The 18,967-nt window shown below is 68.2% G+C and carries 20 protein-coding genes and 1 pseudogene; 15 read left to right on the top strand and 6 right to left on the bottom strand.

All coding sequences use genetic code 11. The features are described 5' to 3' along the window. Positions 1-30: 30 nt before the first annotated feature. From glp to ACIA8C_RS06555, 4 genes are all read left to right on the top strand, one after another. Positions 31-1,278, top strand: coding sequence for a gephyrin-like molybdotransferase Glp (gene glp / locus ACIA8C_RS06570; RefSeq protein ID WP_397131585.1), 1,248 nt, complete (start codon positions 31-33; stop codon positions 1,276-1,278). 24 nt (positions 1,279-1,302) lie between these two features. Then, a complete protein-coding gene (moaCB, locus tag ACIA8C_RS06565; RefSeq protein WP_397131583.1) occupies positions 1,303-2,316 on the top strand; it encodes a bifunctional molybdenum cofactor biosynthesis protein MoaC/MoaB in 1,014 nt (337 codons plus the stop codon). Next, entirely contained in the window at positions 2,303-2,737 is a 435-nt protein-coding gene (locus ACIA8C_RS06560; RefSeq protein ID WP_397131581.1) for a molybdenum cofactor biosynthesis protein MoaE, read from the top strand. Before moaCB ends, ACIA8C_RS06560 begins: the two co-directional genes overlap by 14 nt. 89 nt (positions 2,738-2,826) lie before the next feature. Next, positions 2,827-3,834: an AraC family transcriptional regulator ligand-binding domain-containing protein gene (locus ACIA8C_RS06555; RefSeq protein WP_397131579.1), complete on the top strand. Its 1,008-nt coding sequence runs from the start codon at positions 2,827-2,829 to the stop codon at positions 3,832-3,834. Between the two features lie 4 nt (positions 3,835-3,838). Here the strand turns inward: ACIA8C_RS06555 and ACIA8C_RS06550 are convergent, their stop codons facing one another. The 4 genes from ACIA8C_RS06550 to ACIA8C_RS06535 form a co-directional block, all read right to left on the bottom strand. Further along, positions 3,839-4,030 (bottom strand): hypothetical protein, encoded by a 192-nt coding sequence (locus ACIA8C_RS06550; RefSeq protein ID WP_397131577.1) that lies wholly within the window; start codon positions 4,028-4,030, stop codon positions 3,839-3,841. Positions 4,031-4,338: 308 nt separating this feature from the next. Continuing rightward, positions 4,339-5,382 carry a CobW family GTP-binding protein gene (locus tag ACIA8C_RS06545; protein ID WP_397131822.1) on the bottom strand — a complete coding sequence of 348 codons (1,044 nt, stop codon included), beginning with the start codon at positions 5,380-5,382 and terminating at the stop codon, positions 4,339-4,341. Between the two features lie 74 nt (positions 5,383-5,456). Next, positions 5,457-6,998 (bottom strand): N-acetylmuramoyl-L-alanine amidase, encoded by a 1,542-nt coding sequence (locus ACIA8C_RS06540; RefSeq protein ID WP_397131575.1) that lies wholly within the window; start codon positions 6,996-6,998, stop codon positions 5,457-5,459. Positions 6,999-7,141: 143 nt separating this feature from the next. Further along, positions 7,142-7,708, bottom strand: a complete 567-nt coding sequence (locus ACIA8C_RS06535; protein WP_397131573.1) for a sigma-70 family RNA polymerase sigma factor — start codon at positions 7,706-7,708, stop codon at positions 7,142-7,144. 190 nt (positions 7,709-7,898) lie between these two features. Here ACIA8C_RS06535 and ACIA8C_RS06530 point away from each other — a divergent pair, with 190 nt between their 5' ends. From ACIA8C_RS06530 to ACIA8C_RS06505, 6 genes and pseudogenes are all read left to right on the top strand, one after another. Beyond that, positions 7,899-8,270 (top strand): hypothetical protein, encoded by a 372-nt coding sequence (locus ACIA8C_RS06530; protein ID WP_397131571.1) that lies wholly within the window; start codon positions 7,899-7,901, stop codon positions 8,268-8,270. Positions 8,271-8,297: 27 nt separating this feature from the next. Continuing rightward, on the top strand, positions 8,298-9,047 hold the full coding sequence (locus tag ACIA8C_RS06525; protein WP_397131569.1) for an SDR family oxidoreductase: 750 nt from the start codon (positions 8,298-8,300) through the stop codon (positions 9,045-9,047). A gap of 245 nt (positions 9,048-9,292) precedes the next feature. Further along, complete coding sequence (locus tag ACIA8C_RS06520) at positions 9,293-9,985, top strand: hypothetical protein (RefSeq protein ID WP_397131567.1); 693 nt, start codon at positions 9,293-9,295, stop codon at positions 9,983-9,985. Between the two features lie 402 nt (positions 9,986-10,387). Then, positions 10,388-11,506, top strand: a pseudogene (locus ACIA8C_RS06515) (transcription termination factor Rho, short form); the annotation flags it as partial. A 75-nt stretch (positions 11,507-11,581) separates the two neighbouring features. Continuing rightward, entirely contained in the window at positions 11,582-12,787 is a 1,206-nt protein-coding gene (locus ACIA8C_RS06510; protein ID WP_397131565.1) for an MFS transporter, read from the top strand. A gap of 53 nt (positions 12,788-12,840) precedes the next feature. Next, a complete protein-coding gene (locus tag ACIA8C_RS06505) occupies positions 12,841-13,242 on the top strand; it encodes a PaaI family thioesterase (RefSeq protein WP_397131563.1) in 402 nt (133 codons plus the stop codon). On the opposite strand, the gene ACIA8C_RS06500 is transcribed toward ACIA8C_RS06505, so the two are convergent. Both ACIA8C_RS06500 and ACIA8C_RS06495 read right to left on the bottom strand, forming a co-directional pair. Beyond that, entirely contained in the window at positions 13,163-14,374 is a 1,212-nt protein-coding gene (locus ACIA8C_RS06500) for an MAB_1171c family putative transporter (protein ID WP_397131561.1), read from the bottom strand. The genes ACIA8C_RS06505 and ACIA8C_RS06500 overlap by 80 nt on opposite strands. Before the next feature lie 134 nt (positions 14,375-14,508). Further along, positions 14,509-14,946, bottom strand: coding sequence for a hypothetical protein (locus tag ACIA8C_RS06495; protein WP_397131559.1), 438 nt, complete (start codon positions 14,944-14,946; stop codon positions 14,509-14,511). A 97-nt stretch (positions 14,947-15,043) separates the two neighbouring features. Between ACIA8C_RS06495 and ACIA8C_RS06490 the strand changes: the two genes are divergently transcribed. The 5 genes from ACIA8C_RS06490 (at position 15,044) to ACIA8C_RS06470 (ending at position 18,939) form a co-directional block, all read left to right on the top strand. Beyond that, a complete protein-coding gene (locus tag ACIA8C_RS06490; RefSeq protein ID WP_397131557.1) occupies positions 15,044-15,610 on the top strand; it encodes a TetR/AcrR family transcriptional regulator in 567 nt (188 codons plus the stop codon). Between the two features lie 95 nt (positions 15,611-15,705). After that, positions 15,706-16,098 carry a hypothetical protein gene (locus ACIA8C_RS06485; RefSeq protein ID WP_397131555.1) on the top strand — a complete coding sequence of 131 codons (393 nt, stop codon included), beginning with the start codon at positions 15,706-15,708 and terminating at the stop codon, positions 16,096-16,098. Positions 16,099-16,239: 141 nt separating this feature from the next. Then, positions 16,240-17,001, top strand: a complete 762-nt coding sequence (locus tag ACIA8C_RS06480; protein WP_397131553.1) for an SDR family oxidoreductase — start codon at positions 16,240-16,242, stop codon at positions 16,999-17,001. 106 nt (positions 17,002-17,107) lie between these two features. Continuing rightward, the gene (locus tag ACIA8C_RS06475; protein WP_397131551.1) at positions 17,108-18,271 is read left to right on the top strand and encodes a sensor histidine kinase; all 1,164 of its coding nucleotides are present in this window, start codon (positions 17,108-17,110) and stop codon (positions 18,269-18,271) included. Then, on the top strand, positions 18,268-18,939 hold the full coding sequence (locus tag ACIA8C_RS06470; RefSeq protein ID WP_397131549.1) for a response regulator: 672 nt from the start codon (positions 18,268-18,270) through the stop codon (positions 18,937-18,939). Before ACIA8C_RS06475 ends, ACIA8C_RS06470 begins: the two co-directional genes overlap by 4 nt. The last annotated feature ends 28 nt before the right edge of the window (positions 18,940-18,967 follow it).

Below are 18,967 nucleotides of genomic sequence, written 5' to 3'. Positions count from 1 at the left end.
CCTCGATCAGCGGACGTTAGGCTTGCGCACATGAACCCTCGGCCCGCCAGCGTCTCGGCCCGGCCTGTCGACGACTACCGAGACAGCATCGAACAGCTGTTGCGGCCGCTTGCCGCGCGCCCGATAGAAACCGTCTCGGTGCCGGAGGCACTCGGTAGGCAGCTCGCCGAGGACCTCCGCTCCCCCGTCGATCTGCCGGTGTTCCGCAACTCGGCGATGGACGGCTACGCGGTGCGCGCCGCGTCCGTGGTGGTCGCGCCGGTGACGCTGCGGCTGGCCGGTGTCGTCGCGGCGGGCAATGCCGGACAGACACCGCTGCCGCCCGGCGCCGCGATCAAGGTGATGACCGGCGCGCCGATCCCGCCCGGCGCGGACTGCGTGGTCCCGGTGGAGGACGTGCACTCCGGCAACGGCACCGTGACCATCGAACGCGGCCGCAGCGCAGGCGAATTCGTGCGTGATGCGGGCACCGATGTGCGGGCCGGTGAGCTGCTCGTGAACGCGGGCGCCACGCTCGAGCCACGGCACATCGCGGCGCTCGCGGCGGTCGGATTGCCCACCGTGCCGGTGTTCCGCGCGGTCCGGGCGGCGGTCATCACGACCGGCGACGAACTCGTGCCGGCAGGCAGCACGCTGCGGCCAGGACAGATCTACAACTCCAACGGCATCGCGCTGGCCGCCGCGCTCACCGCGAACGGGGTCAGCGTCGTCTCGGTCGCGCACAGCACCGACGATCCCGGCCAGTTCCGCAGGGTGCTGGCCGACGCGACCCGATCCGCCGATGTGGTGTTCACCTCCGGCGGGGTGTCCAAGGGCGACTTCGAGGTGGTCAAGGACGTGCTCGGACCGCTCGGCGGCACGTTCGGCTCGGTCGCCATGCAGCCGGGCGGGCCGCAGGGCCTGACCGTTGTCGACGGGGTGCCGGTGCTCAGCTTCCCCGGCAATCCGGTCAGCACCATGGTGTCGTTCGAGGTGTTCGCCCGGCCGATCCTGCGTGCCCTCGCCGGGCTGCCGCACGTCGACAGCTACGAGCTGCCGCTGCGCAACGAGGTGGCCCGCTCGCCACATGGCAAGCGGCAGTTCTTGCGCGGCAAGCTGATTCGCGCCGCGCGCGGCGATCTTGCTGCGCCGCACCAGCATCCGGAGGCGGTAGAGGTGGTGTCCGGCCCCGGATCTCATCTCGTCGCGAGCATGGCGTCGGCGGACGTGCTGATCGATATTCCAGCCGAGGTCACCTCGCTACCCGCGGGTGCCGTCGTCCGCGTGTGGTCGCTGTGAACCGCCCTGTCCCAGGAGTTTTCGATGAGTGAGTTGTCCCATGTGGACGGCGAGGGCCGGGCCCGCATGGTCGATGTCAGCGCCAAGTCCGACACCACCCGCATCGCGGTGGCCGGCGGGGAACTGCAGACCACCGCCGAGGTGATCGCGCTGGTGCGGGCCGACGACATGCCCAAGGCCGACGTGCTGTCCACCGCACGGATCGCGGGCATCGCCGGGGCGAAGAAGACCGCGGAGCTGATCCCGCTGTGCCATCAGCTCGCGTTGTCTTCGGTGAAGGTCGAATTCGGCTTCACCGAGTCCACCATCACCATCGAGGCCACCGCGAAGACCAAGGGGCCCACCGGCGTCGAGATGGAAGCGCTGACCGCGGTCGCGGTCGCCGGGCTCACGCTGCACGACATGGTGAAGGCGGTCGATCCGGCGGCGACGCTCAACGGGGTGCGACTGCTCACCAAAGAGGGTGGCAAACACGGACATTGGGAGCGGCCCGAGTCCGCCGTCCGCGAATCTGCGGCCAACGACGCGAATAACCCAGCGCCGGAGCCTATTTCGGAGCCCCGCGCCGCGGTTGTCCTGGTCGCCTCGACCGGCGCGGCCGCGGGCACCCGGGTCGACACCACCGGCCCCGTTCTCACGGAATGGCTTGCCGGTCTCGGCTTTTCGGTACGCGGACCACTGGTCTACGCGGACGCCGACATCACCGTCGGACTGGCCGACGCGCTGCGCTTCGAACCAGCGCTGGTGATCAGCACCGGCGGCACCGGCGCCTCCCCCACCGACGCCACCCCTGAGGCCACCCTCGCCGTGCTGACCAGGGAACTGCCCGGCGTCGCCGAGGCGATCCGCCAGCGCGGCACCGCGAAGTTCCCGCTGGCGTCCCTCAGCCGCGGCGTGGCCGGGCTGGCCGGACGGTCGGTGGTGGTGAACCTGCCTGGCTCCCCCGGCGGCGTCAAGGACGGCATGGCAGTGCTCGAACCGCTGCTCGACCATCTGCTCGCGCAAGTAGCCGGAGGCGGAAGCCATGACAAGCACTGAACCCACCGTCCGGCTGGCCCGGATCAGCGACCAGCCCCTAGACGCCGCCGCGGTCGAGGCTGCGGTGACCGGGCCGCACTACGGCGCGGTCGTGGTGTTCACCGGCAAGGTCCGTGACCACGACGGCGGACAGGCCGTTTCCGCGCTGGAGTACTCGGCACATCCCGAGGCCGAGCGCTTCCTGCACAAGGTCTGCGCCGAGCTGGCCGAATCGGCGGGCCTGCCGGTCGCGGCCGTGCACCGGATCGGCGCGCTGACCGTCGGTGACGACGCGATCGTCGTCGCGGTCGCCGCCGCCCATCGCGCCGAGGCGTTCACCGCCTGCGCGGCCCTGGTGGACCGGATCAAGCACGAGGTGCCGATCTGGAAAAGACAGCTGTTCGCCGACGGGTTATCCGAATGGGTGAACGCCTGCGGTTAACCGATCTGTGACAAGAACCCCATGACGAATCAACACGCCGGAGATAGCGTTTCCGCACACGCAGTTCGGCGGAGGCGCGGGAGGACGCGATGGGTACCGATCAGGTTTTGCTGCACCGGTTCGTCATCTCTCAGCTCAGTGCGGCCGGTCTCGATCGCGATCGGCTGATCCGCGAGACCGGGCTGCCCGAGTGGACCATGGCCGGTGACGACGTGCACCTGCCGAGCCACACCTTCTCCCGGCTGTGGGAGATCGGCGAACACGGGCTCGGCGATCCGGACGTCGCGCTGAACGTGGCGCGGCGTTATCAACTGCCCACTCTCGGCCTGTACGACTACCTGTTCTCCACCGCGCCTACGCTCGGCGCGGGCCTGGCGACCTGCGGGCCGTACGTCACCGCCGTCACCACCAATCACCGTTTCGACCTGGTCACCGAGCGCGACGGCGAAGTGACGCTGTACCTCGACATGATCAGGGGCGAAGGCCGCGGTCGTGACCTCACCCAACTGTGGGGGCTTACGGCCGTGCTCAGCCGCGCGCGGCGGGTGGTCCGCGAACCGATTGTTCCGCTGCGGATTTCACTGCGTCAATCGGCGCCGGCCAAGATGGAGACGTTCATCGAGGTGTTCGGCACCGCCGCGATCGAATTCGACGCACCGGTGGACGCGATGGTGTTTCGCGCCAGCGACATGGACCTGCCGCTGACCACCAGCGATCCGGTGCTCGCCGCGATACTGCGGCCGCTCGCCGAGGCATTGCCGCCACCGCCGCCGCTGGCCACCGCCTGGCCGGAGCGGGTCGCGACCGCGTTGGCCGACGCGCTGGAAACCGGCGATACCTCGCTCGATCAGGTGGCACGCAGGCTGGCCACCAGTCCGCGCACGCTGCAGCGCCGACTGATGGAGGCGGGCACCACGTGGCGGCAGGAACTGGATCGGGCCCGCACGGCCCGGCTCAGCAAGGCCACCTCCGGCGGCCCGCTGAGCCGATCACGACAGGCCGAACTGCTCGGCTACTCCGACGCGGGCTCGATGCGCCGCGCGGCCCGGCGCTGGACGGCCGCGCCCCGCGGGCAGCAGGCGGCCCGCTTCGACTGAGGCCTCACGGTCTCAGGAAACGCGCCACGATGCCCCAGAACGTGGTGTCCTCGATCGTGCGGAAATTCCAGCCGTTGGCGATGGCATGTGACTCGGCCACAATGCCGGACACGTCGAAGTCGTAGCGCGTGGCGGTGCCCTTGGCCTCCAGCGCTTCGATCACGTACGCGGTGGCGCTCTCCAGCGAATCTGACATGGAAAACTCCCATCGGTCGCAGGTCGAATATGAATCGGTGCGCCGACCCGACATCACGCGCGGCCTGCTCGCACCTTTGCGCACGTGCCGACGCGGCGGACACCAGGACAGTCTCATGTCCTCCCGACACCGCCGCTAGCACCGAACGCGCCAGTTTCGGGCCGAACGCGCCAAACTCGTTGCCGGGGGACGGCAGGAGGCGGAGCCGACGGGGTGGGTGAACTCAGGGGACGGCAGGCGGCGCAGCCGACGGGGTGGGTGAGTTCAGCGGGACGGCGGGCGGCGCAGCCGACGGGGTGGGTGAGAGTTCAATGCGGCGTGTAGCGCCACACGCCGAGCATGGATTGCGGGTCGAGCGGGGTCTCCTCGAGGTGCACGGTGTCCTGCAGCCGTTTCGTTGCCACCTCGGCGTCCAGGCCCGCGCCGATCAGCACCAGTTGGGTGGTGCGGGATTCGCCGCGCGCCCAGTTCGCCGGCTCGAAGACGAGGTGGCGGCCGACCAGGTGCAGCACGAACTTGCGGCGCTCGTCCGCGACGGCGAAGGCCGCGAAACCCTTGGCGCGGAACAGGCCGGGCGGCGGGTCCTCCAGGAAACCGACCAAGCCGCGCGGGTCCAGCGGCTGCTCGCTGGTGAAGCAGACGCTGAGGTAGTCGTCGTGCAGATGACGGTGCTCGGTGTGGTCGTGATCGTGGGTGTCGAGCAGCTCGTCGAAGCTCAACTGCTCGGCGACCCTCGGGGTTTCGCGCAACGGTTCGTCGAACAGCAAGCCGGGCTCGAGCCGCCCGTGCGTGGTCGCGTACACCGGCACCTGCCCGATCAGCTCCGCGATGTCCTGCCGCAACGCGCTCAGCTCTGCGGCGGGCACCCTGTCAGCCTTGTTGACCACCACCAGATCCGCCAACCGCAAATGCGTGGTCAGCTCGGGGTGGCGCGCGCTGCTCGCCGCGAACTGCTCGGCATCGACCACCTCGACCAGGCCGCCGTACCGGATGCGCGGATTGTCGCTGCCCACCACCATCCGGATGAGGTTGCGCGGCTCAGCAAGCCCACTAGCCTCCACCACGATCACGTCGATCTTGGCGCGCGGCTGCGCGAGCCGGGTGAACAGCTCGTCCAATTCACTGACGTCGACGGCACAGCAGACGCAGCCGTTGCCGAGCGAGACCATTGCGTCGACCTGCCCGGCGACCAACATCGAGTCGATATTGATCGCGCCGAAGTCGTTGACCACCACGCCGATTCGAGTGCCTCGGCTGTTGCGCAACAGGTGGTTGAGCAGCGTAGTTTTCCCGGAACCGAGAAACCCCGCGACGATCACCACAGGAATCCGGTCAGCCACGCCGACCACCATACTTGGCGGCGCAAGGGCCACGGAAAAGCCGGACGTCACCCTCGGCGAGGGTGACGTCCGGCCGTGCGATGGCGCTATTTGGCGGGGGCGATGAACTTGGCCGCCAACGCGTAGGCGAGGTTGATCATCTCGGCGGTCACCAGGTTGTTGTCCACGCCGAGGGACTTGGCCAGCGGCATCAGCAGGGTCAGGACCATGTCCATGATCTCGCGGACGGACGACATGTCACTGGACTCGCCTGGCACGGTCGGCGTGGTGCCCGGCGCTGTCTGCGACTGCTGGGTAGTGCCCGGCCAGGCCGAGGTGCCGGGACCGGTTTGTGCCGGAGGCGTGAAGGGTGACGACTGGCCTTGCGGTGCGGTCTGAGCCTGCGGTGCGGCCTGAACCTGCGGCGCCTGGGCCTGCGGTGCGGTCTGAACCTGCGGCGCAGCCTGAACCTGCGGCGCCTGGGCCTGGGGCGCCATTGCGCCCGCAGGCGGCTCGGTCGACGCCGGATTAGGCTGGAACTGCGGCATTTTCGACTGGAGCTGCGGCGCGGCTTGCGGCGCCGATGCGCCCGCCGGCGGTTCAGTCGACGCCGGATAAGGCTGCAGCGGCGAATTCAGTGGCGCCTGCACCTGCGGCTCGGTCAACGCCTGCGGTGCCGCCGCGCCCGCCGGCGCTTCGGTCGAGGCCGGATGCTGCTGCGACTGCACCGGATTCGGCTGGACCTGCGGCGCCGCTTGCGCCTGCGGCCCGGCCCCCGCCGGATCGGTCGCCGCCGGGTGCTGCTGCGGTATGGGCGCCGCGGCAGGTCGCTCGCCGGTCACATTCGGCGTCACCGATTGCGGCCCGAGCAGATATCCCACCAGCCCGGTTGTGATGGTCACGGCGTGCTTGAGCTGACCTTCTTTGCTCTCCAACACCGCGGCATCCTCGGCGTTGGCACCGTTGCCCATCTCGACGAACACATCCGGCACGGCGGTGAGCGCGGGACCGGCGATGTCCTTGCGCGGCATCAGGCCGTCCGCGCTCGCGTACTTCGCGGGAACGAACCCGGCCCCGAGGTAGGCGTCGCGCATCGCGGTCGACGCGGCCAGACCCGCGTTGGACTGGATCGCGTTGATCGTCGCGTCGGGGATCGGCAGCTCGGGCACGATCAGGTGGAAGCCACGCTGGTCGGCGGGCGCACTGTCGGCGTGAATGCTCACCGCGACGGCAGCACCGGACTCGTTGGCGGCCCTGGCGCGGTCATCGATGCAACCGCCCCAGCCCTGGTCGTCCTGGCGGCTCAACTTGACCTGCGCGCCGAACTGCTCGAGCGCGGTCTTCACCAGCTGCGCCACATTCCAATTGATGGTGTGCTCCGGCACGCCGTTCACGGTGACCATGCCGGTGGTCTGGCAGTCCTTCGTGCCGCCGCGGCCGTCGCTGACCTGCTTGGCGACGTTCTCGCCGTGGCCGGAACCCTGATGGCCCGGATCGAGGAACACCGTCTTGCCCGCGAGCTTGGTCGTCAGGTCCGGCTGTGCCGGATCTGCCGTTGCGGTGACCGGGACGAAACCGGACAGCGTCACCGTGACCGCGGCAGTGACGGCGGAACAGATTCCGGCCCTGATGATGCTTGGCTGCTTCATGTTCGGTCGGTGCCCCGGGACAGGGCACCCCTCCCTTCCCATTAGTAACACCAAACCCAGTGGTTCACTCTCGCAACGCGAGCACCAGCATAGCAACCCCAGTTATCCAACCGTTACCGCTGCGGTGGTGTGTTCGAGGGGAATCAGGCGCCGCGCAGCGACCGCAGGGCGTAGTGCACCCGCGTCTTCACCGTGCCGACCGGAACCCCGATGTCGTCGGCCACCTCTTGGTAGGCGCGATCGCGCAGGATCACCTCGACCACGGCCTCGCGCTGCGGGCCGGGCAGCCTGGCCAGCAGCTCCGCGACCAGCAGCCCGTCCACCAGGCCGTCCGAGAAATCGGGATGCGCGTAGCGGAGGTCGCTGAGCTCGCCGACCTCGTCCCAGCCGGTGTCTCCCGGCCGGGCGGCTCGCGCGCGCACCGTGTCGATGATGACGTTGCGCAGGATCGCCAGCAGCCAGGTCCGCACGCTGCCCTTGGCGCTGTCGAAGAACGCGCACGAGCGCCATGCACGGAGCAATGACTCTTGCACCGCCTGTTCGGCGAGCCCGCTATCGCCCAGCGCACGCAGCGCCCGCCAATGCAGCAACGCCCGGTCGGTCGCCAGCACCGCGGCTAGCCCGGCGTCGGTGCACAGTCCCGCGCAGTGCGCGCCGCACGAGGTCGACCGCCGCACCATCCGGACGGAATCGAGCCGAACACATGTCATACCTCGGATATCGCGGCGGGCCTGGCCGATGACAACATCGTGCGCGATTTAATAATGCATCCGCACAAGAAATGTGGAATGCAGCACATTCAGCCAGGACGTCTGGTAAATCTTGGCCCCGGAGATTTGGGGATCTCCCAGGTCAGCCGCTGCGCGGCGGTTGCAGCACGATTCGAGGGAGAACATCGCCATGCGCGCAAGCACGCTCCTCATCGCCGGTGCCATGACGTCCGCGGTGACCCTACTCGGAGCCGGAACGGCGGCGGCCGAACCCGCGAACACCATGCCGTCGGACGGCGTCTACCTGGTTGGCGTCGATATCTACCCCGGCGTCTGGGAGGCGCCTGGCACACCCGACCCGGCCGCCGGCTGCGATTGGCGCAGGTTGTGGAAGGTGGCGGGCGACAACACCGATATGAACTACATCATCGGCAACAACTTCACCCGCCTCAGCCCGGTCCGCGTGGAGATCAAGCCGACCGATGTCGGCTTCAAGACCACCAACTGCGGGCCGTGGCGGCTGCTGCCGCCGCCGCCGCGCACGGGATCGTTCGGCGGCTGAGGCCGACGCCTCGCTAGGGTCAGGCCCATGACGAGGACCAAGATTCTGATCACCGGCGCAAGCGCGGGACTGGGTGCCGCGATGGCACGCGACTTCGCGCGCAAGGGCCGCGACCTCGCGCTGTGCGCCCGGCGACTGACCGCGCTCGAGGCGCTGCGCGATGAACTCGTCGCGGCCCATCCCGGCATCACCGTCGCGGTCCGCGCGCTCGACGTCGACGAGCACGCGGCGGTACCTCGGGTCTTCGGCGAGCTGCGCGATGAGCTCGGCGGGCTGGACCGGGTCATCGTCAACGCGGGTCTCGGCAAGGGCGCGGTCATCGGCAGCGGCCGGGCCGGCGCCAATATCGCCACGGCGACAACGAATTTCGTCAGCGCCCTCGCGCAGGCCGAGGCGGCGCTGGAGATCTTCCGCGCGCAGCACGCCGGGCATCTGGTGCTGGTGTCCTCGATGAGCGCGGTGCGCGGGCTGCCGGGTAAAAAGGCCGCCTACTCGGCGAGCAAGGCGGGTCTGGCCGCGCTCGGGCAGGCGCTCAGCACCGAATTGGCGAGGTCGCCGATCGCGGTCACCACGCTGCTGCCCGGGTTCATCGCCACCGACATGGCCGCCAAGTCGGGCGACACGCGCTTGGTGGCGCCGCTGGACAAGGGTGTCGCCGCAATGATCGGCGCGATCGAGAAGGAGCAGCGGCGGGCGTGCGTTCCGGCGTGGCCGTGGCGCGCGCTCGACGTGTTGCTGCCGCTATTGCCGGGCGCCGTGGTTTCCCGCATCAGCTGAATCCGGGCATTGGACGAATAAAGTGTCGCGCGCCACATTATCGGATGCCAAGAGTTAACCAAATGTCTGAATTTATGTTTCTTTAACACATTCCACTTGTATTTGACGCTTCCCTGGCAGCCCCTGTTACATCCTCGTAATAAATTGCGACGACCCTTTGCAGAGGTTCGTAATGATGGGCCGCGCCGACTCGTGCTCCCCGAGGTACCGACGGCGCTCCTGCTGAGGAAAGTGTTCACAAAAGTATGAGGGTCAAGAAGTTCGCTGCCGCATCCACACTGGTCATCGCGGCTGTCGGGATCACGAGCGGCACCGCCTACGCAGAGCCAACCGCGCAGGCGCCCGCACCGGGGTCGACCGTGCAGACCGACATTCTGCCCGGCATCCACTACACCGCGAACGTGGTCGACAAATCGGTAGTGCTGAAGACCGAGGCCGGATCATTGACGACACAGGGCACGCAATTCCAGGTTCTGGATAATCAAGGACATCTGGTTGCTGGCATGCCGCTGACCTATCTCAAAGACGGCATGGAATGGCCCATCGCGGCCCAGATCGACGGCAACACCGCCACTTTCACCCCGAGCACCGACGTGGCGGACGCGCACCCCGCCGCGATGCTGAAGCCGGTGGACGCGAAAGATGTCGCGGGTGTCGACTTCAACACCGCGCTGAGCACGGCCGCCACCCAGTTCGGCCTGGCCACCGCCATCGGCACGCTGGTCGGCACGATTGTCGGTGGCGCACTCGGCTGTGTCGCGGGTGCCATCATCGGCGCACCGCTGGTGGTTCCGACGTTCTTCGCCGGTCCGATCGGCCTGTGCATCGCGGGCGCGGGCGTCGGCATCGCCCTCGGCGCGGCGGCGGGCATGATCCTGCTCGGCGTTCCGGTCGGCATCGCCAGCGCGGTCCAGTTCTTCAGCTCCGTCTACGGGTAAACAGCACCACATACCGCCGAGGCCCGGCAGGTGACTCTTCGTCGCCTGCCGGGCCTCGTCGTCGTTGCCCGACCCCTGCCTGCCGCACCACCGCTCATGGGAATACTTCTGCGATGAAGGTCGTTGAGTGCATCGAGAGCATTGCGCGCCGATGATCGAACCTGTACTCTCGGCCACGTCTTCTCCTTGTGGATGTAGGTAGTTCTCCCACAAGAATTTCGAGATCCCCCTTTCCGACCCGGTCAACAGAGCCGTTCCGGAATACCTCCGAGGATCCCTGCCCGCGACGTGCACCATGCCGTCGCATTCACGGCCGTTCGCCGTACCCACCCTCACTTCCCAGAAGGAAATCCCATGAACACCAACACAATCAACGAAACATCCACCGGTGACCCAGCGGCCGAACAGCACTCCACCCGCACCGTCACCGGCATCCTCGACCTACACGACAACCGCGGCACCCTGCGCCTCGACGGCTACCTGCCCGGACCGCGCGACGTCACCGTGCCGCAACGACTGATCCGCGAACACCGCCTGCGTCGCGGCGACTTCCTCACCGGCACAACACAATCCGCAGGCAACAACGGCAAACCCGCGCCACTGCTCACCGTCGGCACCGTCAACGGACAGCAGCCGGACAAGATCCGGCACCGGCCCGCCTTCGCCGACCTGGTGCCGATCTATCCCAACGAACGCCTCCGCCTCGAGACCGAACAGCACGCCATGACCACCCGCGTCACCGACCTCGTCATGCCGATCGGCAAGGGCCAGCGCGCCCTCATCGTCGCGCCCCCGAAGGCCGGTAAAACCTCTGTGCTGCAGGCTATCTCGCACGGCATCGCAAAGAACCACCCGGAATGCGAGCTCATGCTGGTGCTGGTCGGCGAGCGTCCAGAGGAGGTCACCGACCTCACCAGGGCGGTGCCCGCCGACGTCGCCGCGGCCACCTTCGACCAGCCCGCGCGCGAACACATCGCGGTCGCCGAACTGGCCATCGAACACGCCAAACGCCTCGTCGAAATGGGCCGCGACGTGGTGGTCCTGCTCGACTCGCTGACCCGCCTCGCCCGCGCCTACAACCTGGCAAGTCCGGGCTCCGGCCGGGTGCTGTCCGGCGGCGTCGAAGCCTCCGCCCTCGCCCCGCCCAAGCGCTTCCTCGGCGCCGCCCGCAATATCGAGAACGGCGGCTCGCTCACCATCATCGCCACCACGCTGGTGGAGACCGGCTCGCTGGCCGACACGGTGATCTTCGAGGAGTACAAGGGCACCGGCAACGCCGAGCTCAAACTGGACCGCTGCGCCGCGAACCGCCGGGTCTTCCCCGCCGTCGACATCAACCAGTCCAGCACCCGCAAGGACGAGTTGCTGCTCACACCCGACGAGCTCGCCGCCACCCAGACTTTGCGCAAGACCCTCGCCACCCTGGACAACCAGCAGGCCCTCGACCTGCTGCTGGATGGCCTGCGCAAGTCCGAGACGAACGCCGAGTTCCTCGCGCCGATGCGCGCCGGGCGCCGCTGAGCGGGTTTTCGCCCTGATACGGCAATGGCGTAAACCCGCCAGAGCCGCGGCCGGGTCGCTGGTGAACTCGGCCAGGTGACCACAGTTCTCACCGCCCCAGCCCCGGCGCCCGCCCGCAGCGCACTGACCGGCTGGCTCGCCGTCGTCTCGGTGATGATCGCCATCTTCTCGATCGTCACCACCGAAATCCTGCCGATCGGCCTGCTCACCTCGATCGGCACCGACTTCACCATCTCCGATGGCATGGCCGGACTGATGATGACCATGCCTGGACTGATCGCCGCCGTCACCGCGCCGGTGGCGACCGTCGCCACCGGCCGGATCGATCGCCGAATCATGCTGTGCCTATTCATGTTTCTGCTTGTCCTCGCCAACGCGCTGATGGCGGTCGCGCCCGAATATTGGGTCGTGCTGGCGTCCAGGGTGCTGATCGGCGTCACCATCGGCGGGTTCTGGTCCATCGCGGCGGGATTGGCCGAACGCCTGGTGCCGGCGCCCTCGGTGAGCCGGGCCAATGCGGTGATCTTCTCCTCGGTGCCGCTCGGCTCCGTGCTCGGCGTGCCCGCAGGCACCCTGCTCGGCGAAATCGCCGGCTGGCGAATGGCATTCGTGGTTGTCGGCGCGCTCTCGGCGGTGGTGCTGGGCATGCTGGCGGCGTTCCTGCCGCCGCTGCCCGCTCGTACCGTCACCCGAGCGGCGGTGCTGCGCGGGCTGCTTCGCGGGATCAACGTCCGATTCGCCTTGCTGGCAACGTTTCTCGTCGTACTCGCGCAGTTCGGTGCATACACCTATGTAACACCGTTCCTCGAACAGGTCACCCATATCGGGCCGGGCATGATCACGCTGCTGCTCCTGATCTATGGTGTCGCAGGCATTCTCGGCAATTTCCTCGGCGGCGCCACGATCGTGCGGCGACCGCACGCCGCCTTCGCAGGCGCCGCGGCCATGATGGCGGGCGCGATGCTGTTGCTGCCGGTCCTCGGCCGCTGGGAGGCGGGCGCGCTTGTCCTGCTGTTTATCTGGGGCATCGGCTACGGCGCGGTGCCGGTGTCCAGCCAAGGCTGGTTCGCCAAGGCGGCGCCGAACGCGCCCGAGGCGGCCTCGGTGCTTTTCACCGCCTCGTTCCAGGCGACGTTCTCGCTCGGCGCGCTGGCCGGCGGTCTAGTGGTGGACCGCGGCTCGCCCGCCACCGTGATGCTGCTCGGCGGCGGCACCGCGGTGCTGGTGATCGTCGCGGTGGCCACCCATGCCGCGCAGCGTCGCAGCTGGCCCGATCGGTAAGCATTACCTCGCGAGTAATCGACCGGCCGCGGCATATCGGGCAAGATCGTGACATGATCGATGAGCCGGGTACCAAGCTGTTCCACCAGACCATGCCGTTCACCGAGCGGCTCGGCATCGAGGTGCTCGAGCACGGGCCCGAACTGGTGCGCAGCCGCATCGCCTGGGACGAATCGCTATGCACCCTCGGCGGCGTGCTGCACGGCGGCGTGCTGATGTCACTGGCGGACGCGACCGGCGCGGTGTGCGCATACCTGAACCTGCCGGAGGGCAAGGCGGGTACCACCACGGTCGAATCGAAGACCAACTTCGTCAGGGCGGTCCGCTCCGGCTACGCCACCGCCTCGTCGACTGCGCTGCACGCGGGCCGCACGTTCATCGTGGTGGAAACCGAAATCCGCGATGACGCAGGAAAACTGGTCGTGAAGGTGACGCAGACCCAGGCTGTACTGTAGGCGACCCGGAAAGAGTTGTCGCCGACCACACCCGAGCCAGTTCGAGCAATTGCCGGAGTTCGGTGTCGAAATCATCGGCGAGCCACGGCAACTGCATCGCACCACCGGTACCGATCGGCCGCAGGCCGTATTTCCTGGCATGCGCGGCATGGGCCAGCTGTTGCGCGTAAGCGATTGTCGTCCAGTCGGATTTGCCGCGCCGGACCGGTTCCGGTCCCGGAACGTCCGGCGCGGCAGGCAGATACGGTCCGAGATGGAGCAGCGCGTCCCGGATCTCGACGGTCATCCTGAGCAGCCGTGCGGTGGCATCGACGCGGCGCGGCTCGGCCGGGGACAGCACGATCTCGGGCACCGCGGCGGTCAGATCTCGCCATAGCGGCGACAGTCTGCGGCACGAGCGCGCCGCACTGTCCAAGCCCGCCTTCGTGCCAACGAGCCGAACCAGCGGGACGGCGACAACGGTGATATTGACGATGACGCAAAGCGTGAAGGACGCCGCGATGCGCGGCAATTGCGGGCCGAGCGCAGGCCATCCGGTGAACGACTGGCTTATCGAAAGTCCTTCGCAGAGCCAGATGTACGCGGTGGAGACGAACATGACGCAGAGCACGAGCCGCTCCCAAACAGGCAGGTTGCCGGACCGCAGTTCGCGGACACCGAGCCGGCCGTACACCACCGTGTGCCACAGCAGTGGCACGCCGAAGGCGAGACCGGTGACAATGCCTTCCCGGTCGGGATTCATCGCGACCAGGCGTCCGTCGTTGCGTGCCGACGTTCCCGCGACCACGATCGTCACCGTCGCACCCAGCGCGATCAAGCTGCGGAGCCGATGGTATCGCCACACGATGCCCGGATTTGCCTCCGCCGCCTCGTCCGCCGACCTGCCGATCGTGGCCATATACGTCGTGGTCATCAGGATGCAGCCCAGCGCGAGCTGATTCGCCAGCGAGGTAATGGTCGGGGTCAGCGTGCACCGGTACAGCAGCAGGGCGGCAAGACTCCACAGGAACAGCTGATTGATCAGCTGGTCGAACAGGGCTTCTCGGACGAGAAGCAGCCGCCCGCCCACAATGATCGCGACGTAGCCGATCACCGACCAGGCAACCGGTGCCGAGGTCAGCCACGCCGTCAATGCCACTCCCCGGAACCCGACACTGCCTGCACTCCAGCGGGATACCGCCGACCTCGACTCGCCATGGACCAACGACAACACGGCAAAGCCCGCTCTGGCAACAGTTCTCGTTGCCAGAGCGGGCTTTCCCAGGTTCAGCCGAACAGGACCACACTCAGGGCCGCGATGAAGACGACCTGAACAACGAAGCGCAACGAAAGCGGCATGGTCTTGATGCCGAGATCGGCCTTCGCGGCGCGAATGTTGGCCGGGAACAAGCAGATCAACATGAGGATCAGTGCGCCTGCGGCGAGCTTCGAGGTGGCCGGGATGAGTAGCCCGGCGCCGCCCGCCAGTTCGAGGACGCCGGTGACGGCAACAAGTGCGGCCGGGTTCGGCAGCTTGGGCGGCACCATCGCGATAAGCGCCGCACGGCGCGGGGGCAGGAAGTGCGCGCTTGCGGTCAGCACGAACATGGCCGCCAGGCCGAGCGCGATGGCGTGCGGCCAGGAATCCAGCCACTCGGGTCCGGCCAGCAGGCCGATGAGCCGGGCCAGTGCGGTAACGACGGCGAGTACAACCAGCGGGGCCATCAAAGTCTCCTACGTCCAACGATCAATCTTGACACTGGAAAGATTAGAGCTAACGCGGTAACTTGTCAATGACTAGATTCTCGGGCACCATCAAGTCATGGCGAAAAGCGGTTATCACCACGGGGATCTGCGGGCCACCATCCTGGCCGCGGCGGCCGACCAGATCGCGAGCGACGGCGTCGACGCGGTGTCGCTGCGCGAGCTGGCCCGTCGGGCAGGGGTTTCCCACGCGGCGCCCGCGCACCATTTCGGCGACCGGGCCGGCGTGCTGACCGCGCTGGCCATCGAGGGTTTCGAATTGCTCACCGCGGAGCTCACCCTGGCCGGTGCCGACTTCCGCGAGGTCGCCGCCGCCTACATTCGGTTCGCGCGCGAACATCCCGGGCATTTCGATGTGATGTTCCGGCACAGCCTGTTACGCGCCGATGATCCGCGCCTGGACGAGGCCAGACTCCGCTCCGCGGGCGCGCTGCGTTCCGGCGTGTCCGGCATCCACCCCGGCAATGTCGAACGGCAGCAGGCCACGCAGTTGGCCGCCTGGTCACTGGTGCACGGGTTCGCCGCGCTGTGGCGCGAAGGGGCGCTGGATAATTCGAGTCTGGCCGCGGGCACCGACCCCGAGGTGCTCGCGCGCCGTATGCTCGCCACCGTGCACTTCGACTGACCGGCAAACTCCACCGTCCGACAGCAAATCCCGGACAACGCGAGCAACCTCCGCGCGCGTACGGCACAGTGGGGCACCAGGATTGCGGAAAGGAGTTGGCGCCACCACCGGTGGCCGCCGTCGACACCATGGACATCCATGCCTACCCGACCGAGTGCACCACTCCGGTGACGCTCGCCGAAGCGGAACGCCTCACCGAGCGCTACCTGTCCTTCGATGACGACGCCGGACGCGGGATCACCAACCGGATCACCGAATTCGAGAGCTGCTTCGTGGTCGTCGCCATCTTCGCCCCACCCCCGCCGACCGAAACCCGCACTCCGCCAAGCCCGCTGCCCATCGGCGGCACGGTGAGCACCATCGACAAGGCCAGCGGCGCCATCACCCTCTGGCCCACCTACCCGCCCGACCTGGTCGCCGAACACCACGCGGCGGCGGTCCGCACGGACCGGCTGATCATCGAGGAAACCTGGCCCGCGAGCAGCTGATCCCCACCCCCATCCGGCGCGCACCGCCAGCCATGCCTCAGGTCCGCTTGTCACACTCTCGCACCCGGTCTCGTCATATCGGTGAAGAGCTGCTGAGGCGGCCGGGAGGTGGACTCTCGGTCCGGACGAGAGGGAACGATCATGACTGGGACGATTCTGGTTACCGGTGGAACCGGCACGTTGGGGCAGCATGTGGTTCCGTTGCTGCTGGACGCGGGCGCGAAGGTGCGGCTGTTGAGCCGTAACGCGCATGAGCCTGCGGTCGGCATCGACTATGTGACCGGCGACCTGCTGGGGGGCGACGGGGTGGCGGCGGCGGTCACCGGGGCCGACGTCGTGCTGCATCTCGCGGGTGGGCCGAAGGGCGATGAGGTAGCCACCGGGCATCTGGTGGACGCGGCGGCGCGGGCGGGGGTGCGGCACCTCGTGTACATCTCGGTCATCGCGGCGGACACGATTCCGCTCGGCTACTTCAAGGCCAAGGCGGAGGCGGAGCGGATCGTCGCGCAGTCGGGCGTGCCGTTCACGACCCTGCGGGCCGCGCAGTTCCATGATCTGGTGTTCAAGGCGGTGCGCGCGCTGGCAAAGCTGCCGGTGGTGCCGATTCCGGGTGGGGTACGGCTGCAGCCGGTCGATTCGCGGGACGTCGCGGCTCGGCTCGTCGAGTTGACGCTGGACGAACCGGCCGGGCAGGTACCGGATCTGGCCGGGCCGACTGTGTACGGGCTGGCGGAGCTGGTGCGCGACTACCTGCGGGCCAGCGGAAAGCGGCGGCCGCTGCTGCCGGTGCGGATGCCGGGCAAGGCGGGCAAGGTGTATCGGGCAGGCACGAACCTGACCTTCGATGGCACCGAGCTCGGGCAGCGGACGTGGGAAGAGTTCTTGGCCGAGCAGCGCGGCTGAGGCCCGCCCCGAAGCCGCGCTGCCGCAATCTCATCCGCAGGGGTGAGCGGGGTATCAGCCCGAAGAGTGAGGCCATGGGGCGCGTGGACAGTTCAGACTGATGCTTGTGAGGCCTTTCAATGTGATCACCCGGGCCGCGGGTGCCGTCGACGACGTGACGCGGCGGGTCACCGAACGGTGCGAGCGATTCCCGCCCGGCGTGGTCGATCTCGTGTTGACCGCGGTGATCACCATTGCCACGGTGCTGCCCGCCGTGCTGGCGGGTCAGCCGTGGTGGGTGCTCGGGCTGTCGGCGATGGCCTCCGTGCCGGTGCTGTGGCGGCGGCGCGCGCCGCTCACCATCTTTCTTGTCGTCGGTCCGGCGATCACCGTGCTCGCCTGCCTGCACGCCATGCCCGAGCTGCCCTACGGCACCGTGGTCTGTGCGTACACCATCGCCGCGTACAGCCCGCCCGTGCGGCGGCGCGGTGCCTTCCTGGCCGGCATCGTCGGCATCCTGCTGTCCCTGGTTATTCCCGACGAAAGCCCGGATTCCTATGCCTACGCGGCCATGTCCTTCCTCACCGCCTGGGCGCTCGGCACCGGTGTCCGAGCCAGGCGGGCGCAGATCGAGATGCTCGAGGAACGCGCCCGCAGGCTCGACGAGGAACGGGTTGCGGCGCTGGACCGGGAACGTCTGCGGATCGCCAGGGACATGCACGACATCGTCACGCACTCGGTGGGTGCGATGATCGTCCAGGCCGAGACCGGCCCGCTGTTCACCGGCACCGACCGCGCACGGGCGGACGACACCTTCGCGAGCATCGCGGAGACGGGCCGCGTTGCGGTGCAGCAACTTCGGCGCAGCCTCGAGACGTTGCGCGGCGAATCGGCCGACCCGCGACACCAACCAGGCATCGAGGCGATCGCCGATCTGGTCGAGCTGTCGCGCCGGGGCGGGCTCGCCGCGTCGCTGGATGAGCACGGACCACGGCGTGCGGTGTCCGACGATGTCGCCGTCACCGCGTATCGCGTGGTGCAGGAAGCGTTGACCAACACCAGCAAACATGCCCGTGCGACCGGCGTGCGGGTCTCGCTCGGCTGGTCGGATCAGCTACTGACGGTGCGGGTTTCCGATGACGGCACGGGGCCGGTGCACCCGAAGCCCGGCGGATACGGGCTGCTCGGGATGCGCGAACGGGTCACCGGCAACGGCGGAACACTGCGGCACGGCCCCTCGGGCAACGGTTTCGACGTAGCCGCCGAACTCCCGCTCGGACAACGGGGTTGAGCGTGCGCGTACTCGTCGTCGACGACCAGGATCTGTTCCGCGCCGCCTTCGGCCTGATCCTGGACGCCCAACCGGATATCACCGTGGTCGGCGAGGCCGCCGACGGGCTGGAGGCGATCGGCAAGGCTCGTGCCCTGGCACCCGATGTGGTGGTCATGGACGTCAGAATGCCGCGCCTCGACGGCGTGGCCGCTACCCACCGCATCTGTGCCGAGACCTCAGCGAAAGTGTTGGTGCTCACCATGTTCGACTTGGACGAGTATGTATTCGATGCCCTGCGAGCCGGGGCAAGCGGGTTCCTGCTCAAAGATGTTCGCCGCGAGGAGCTGGTGGACGCGGTTCGCGTCGTCGCCAAGGGCGAGGCCTTGCTCGCTCCGACGGTGACCCGGCGCTTGATCGCCGAGCTCACCGAGCGGGGCCACCCGCGGCCCGAGCTCGCGCGCCGCCTCGACGAGCTGACCGAGCGGGAACGAGATACGTTGCGTCAGTTGGCACGTGGGCTCTCGAACGCCGAAGTCGCCGCGGCGCTGGTGGTCAGCGAGCACACGGTGAAGACCCATGTCAGCTCGGTGCTGGCGAAGCTCGGCCTGCGCGATCGGGTACAGGCGGTGGTGTTCGCGTACGAGGCGGGTCTGGTGCAGCCGGGATCCTCGGCGCCACCGAGTTGATCCGCCGCACGAGCGAGGTCGAGTTCGG

The sequence above is a fragment of the Nocardia sp. NPDC051321 genome (assembly GCF_044455225.1).
Taxonomy (GTDB): domain Bacteria; phylum Actinomycetota; class Actinomycetes; order Mycobacteriales; family Mycobacteriaceae; genus Nocardia.
This window is presented reverse-complemented; position numbering and strand designations above follow the sequence as displayed.

Excerpts from the sequence above, each read along its gene's own strand:
- ACIA8C_RS06555 (WP_397131579.1), top strand. The coding sequence starts at position 2,827 with ATGGGTACCGATCAGGTTTTGCTGCACCGGTTCGTCATCTCTCAGCTC.
- ACIA8C_RS06535 (WP_397131573.1), bottom strand. The coding sequence starts at position 7,708 with ATGACATGTGTTCGGCTCGATTCCGTCCGGATGGTGCGGCGGTCGACC.
- ACIA8C_RS06520 (WP_397131567.1), top strand. The coding sequence starts at position 9,293 with ATGAGGGTCAAGAAGTTCGCTGCCGCATCCACACTGGTCATCGCGGCT.
- ACIA8C_RS06525 (WP_397131569.1), top strand. The coding sequence starts at position 8,298 with ATGACGAGGACCAAGATTCTGATCACCGGCGCAAGCGCGGGACTGGGT.
- ACIA8C_RS06540 (WP_397131575.1), bottom strand. The coding sequence starts at position 6,998 with ATGAAGCAGCCAAGCATCATCAGGGCCGGAATCTGTTCCGCCGTCACT.
- ACIA8C_RS06505 (WP_397131563.1), top strand. The coding sequence starts at position 12,841 with ATGATCGATGAGCCGGGTACCAAGCTGTTCCACCAGACCATGCCGTTC.
- ACIA8C_RS06490 (WP_397131557.1), top strand. The coding sequence starts at position 15,044 with ATGGCGAAAAGCGGTTATCACCACGGGGATCTGCGGGCCACCATCCTG.
- ACIA8C_RS06480 (WP_397131553.1), top strand. The coding sequence starts at position 16,240 with ATGACTGGGACGATTCTGGTTACCGGTGGAACCGGCACGTTGGGGCAG.
- ACIA8C_RS06530 (WP_397131571.1), top strand. The coding sequence starts at position 7,899 with ATGCGCGCAAGCACGCTCCTCATCGCCGGTGCCATGACGTCCGCGGTG.
- ACIA8C_RS06560 (WP_397131581.1), top strand. The coding sequence starts at position 2,303 with ATGACAAGCACTGAACCCACCGTCCGGCTGGCCCGGATCAGCGACCAG.
- moaCB (WP_397131583.1), top strand. The coding sequence starts at position 1,303 with ATGAGTGAGTTGTCCCATGTGGACGGCGAGGGCCGGGCCCGCATGGTC.
- ACIA8C_RS06495 (WP_397131559.1), bottom strand. The coding sequence starts at position 14,946 with ATGGCCCCGCTGGTTGTACTCGCCGTCGTTACCGCACTGGCCCGGCTC.
- ACIA8C_RS06545 (WP_397131822.1), bottom strand. The coding sequence starts at position 5,382 with ATGGTGGTCGGCGTGGCTGACCGGATTCCTGTGGTGATCGTCGCGGGG.
- ACIA8C_RS06550 (WP_397131577.1), bottom strand. The coding sequence starts at position 4,030 with ATGTCAGATTCGCTGGAGAGCGCCACCGCGTACGTGATCGAAGCGCTG.
- glp (WP_397131585.1), top strand. The coding sequence starts at position 31 with ATGAACCCTCGGCCCGCCAGCGTCTCGGCCCGGCCTGTCGACGACTAC.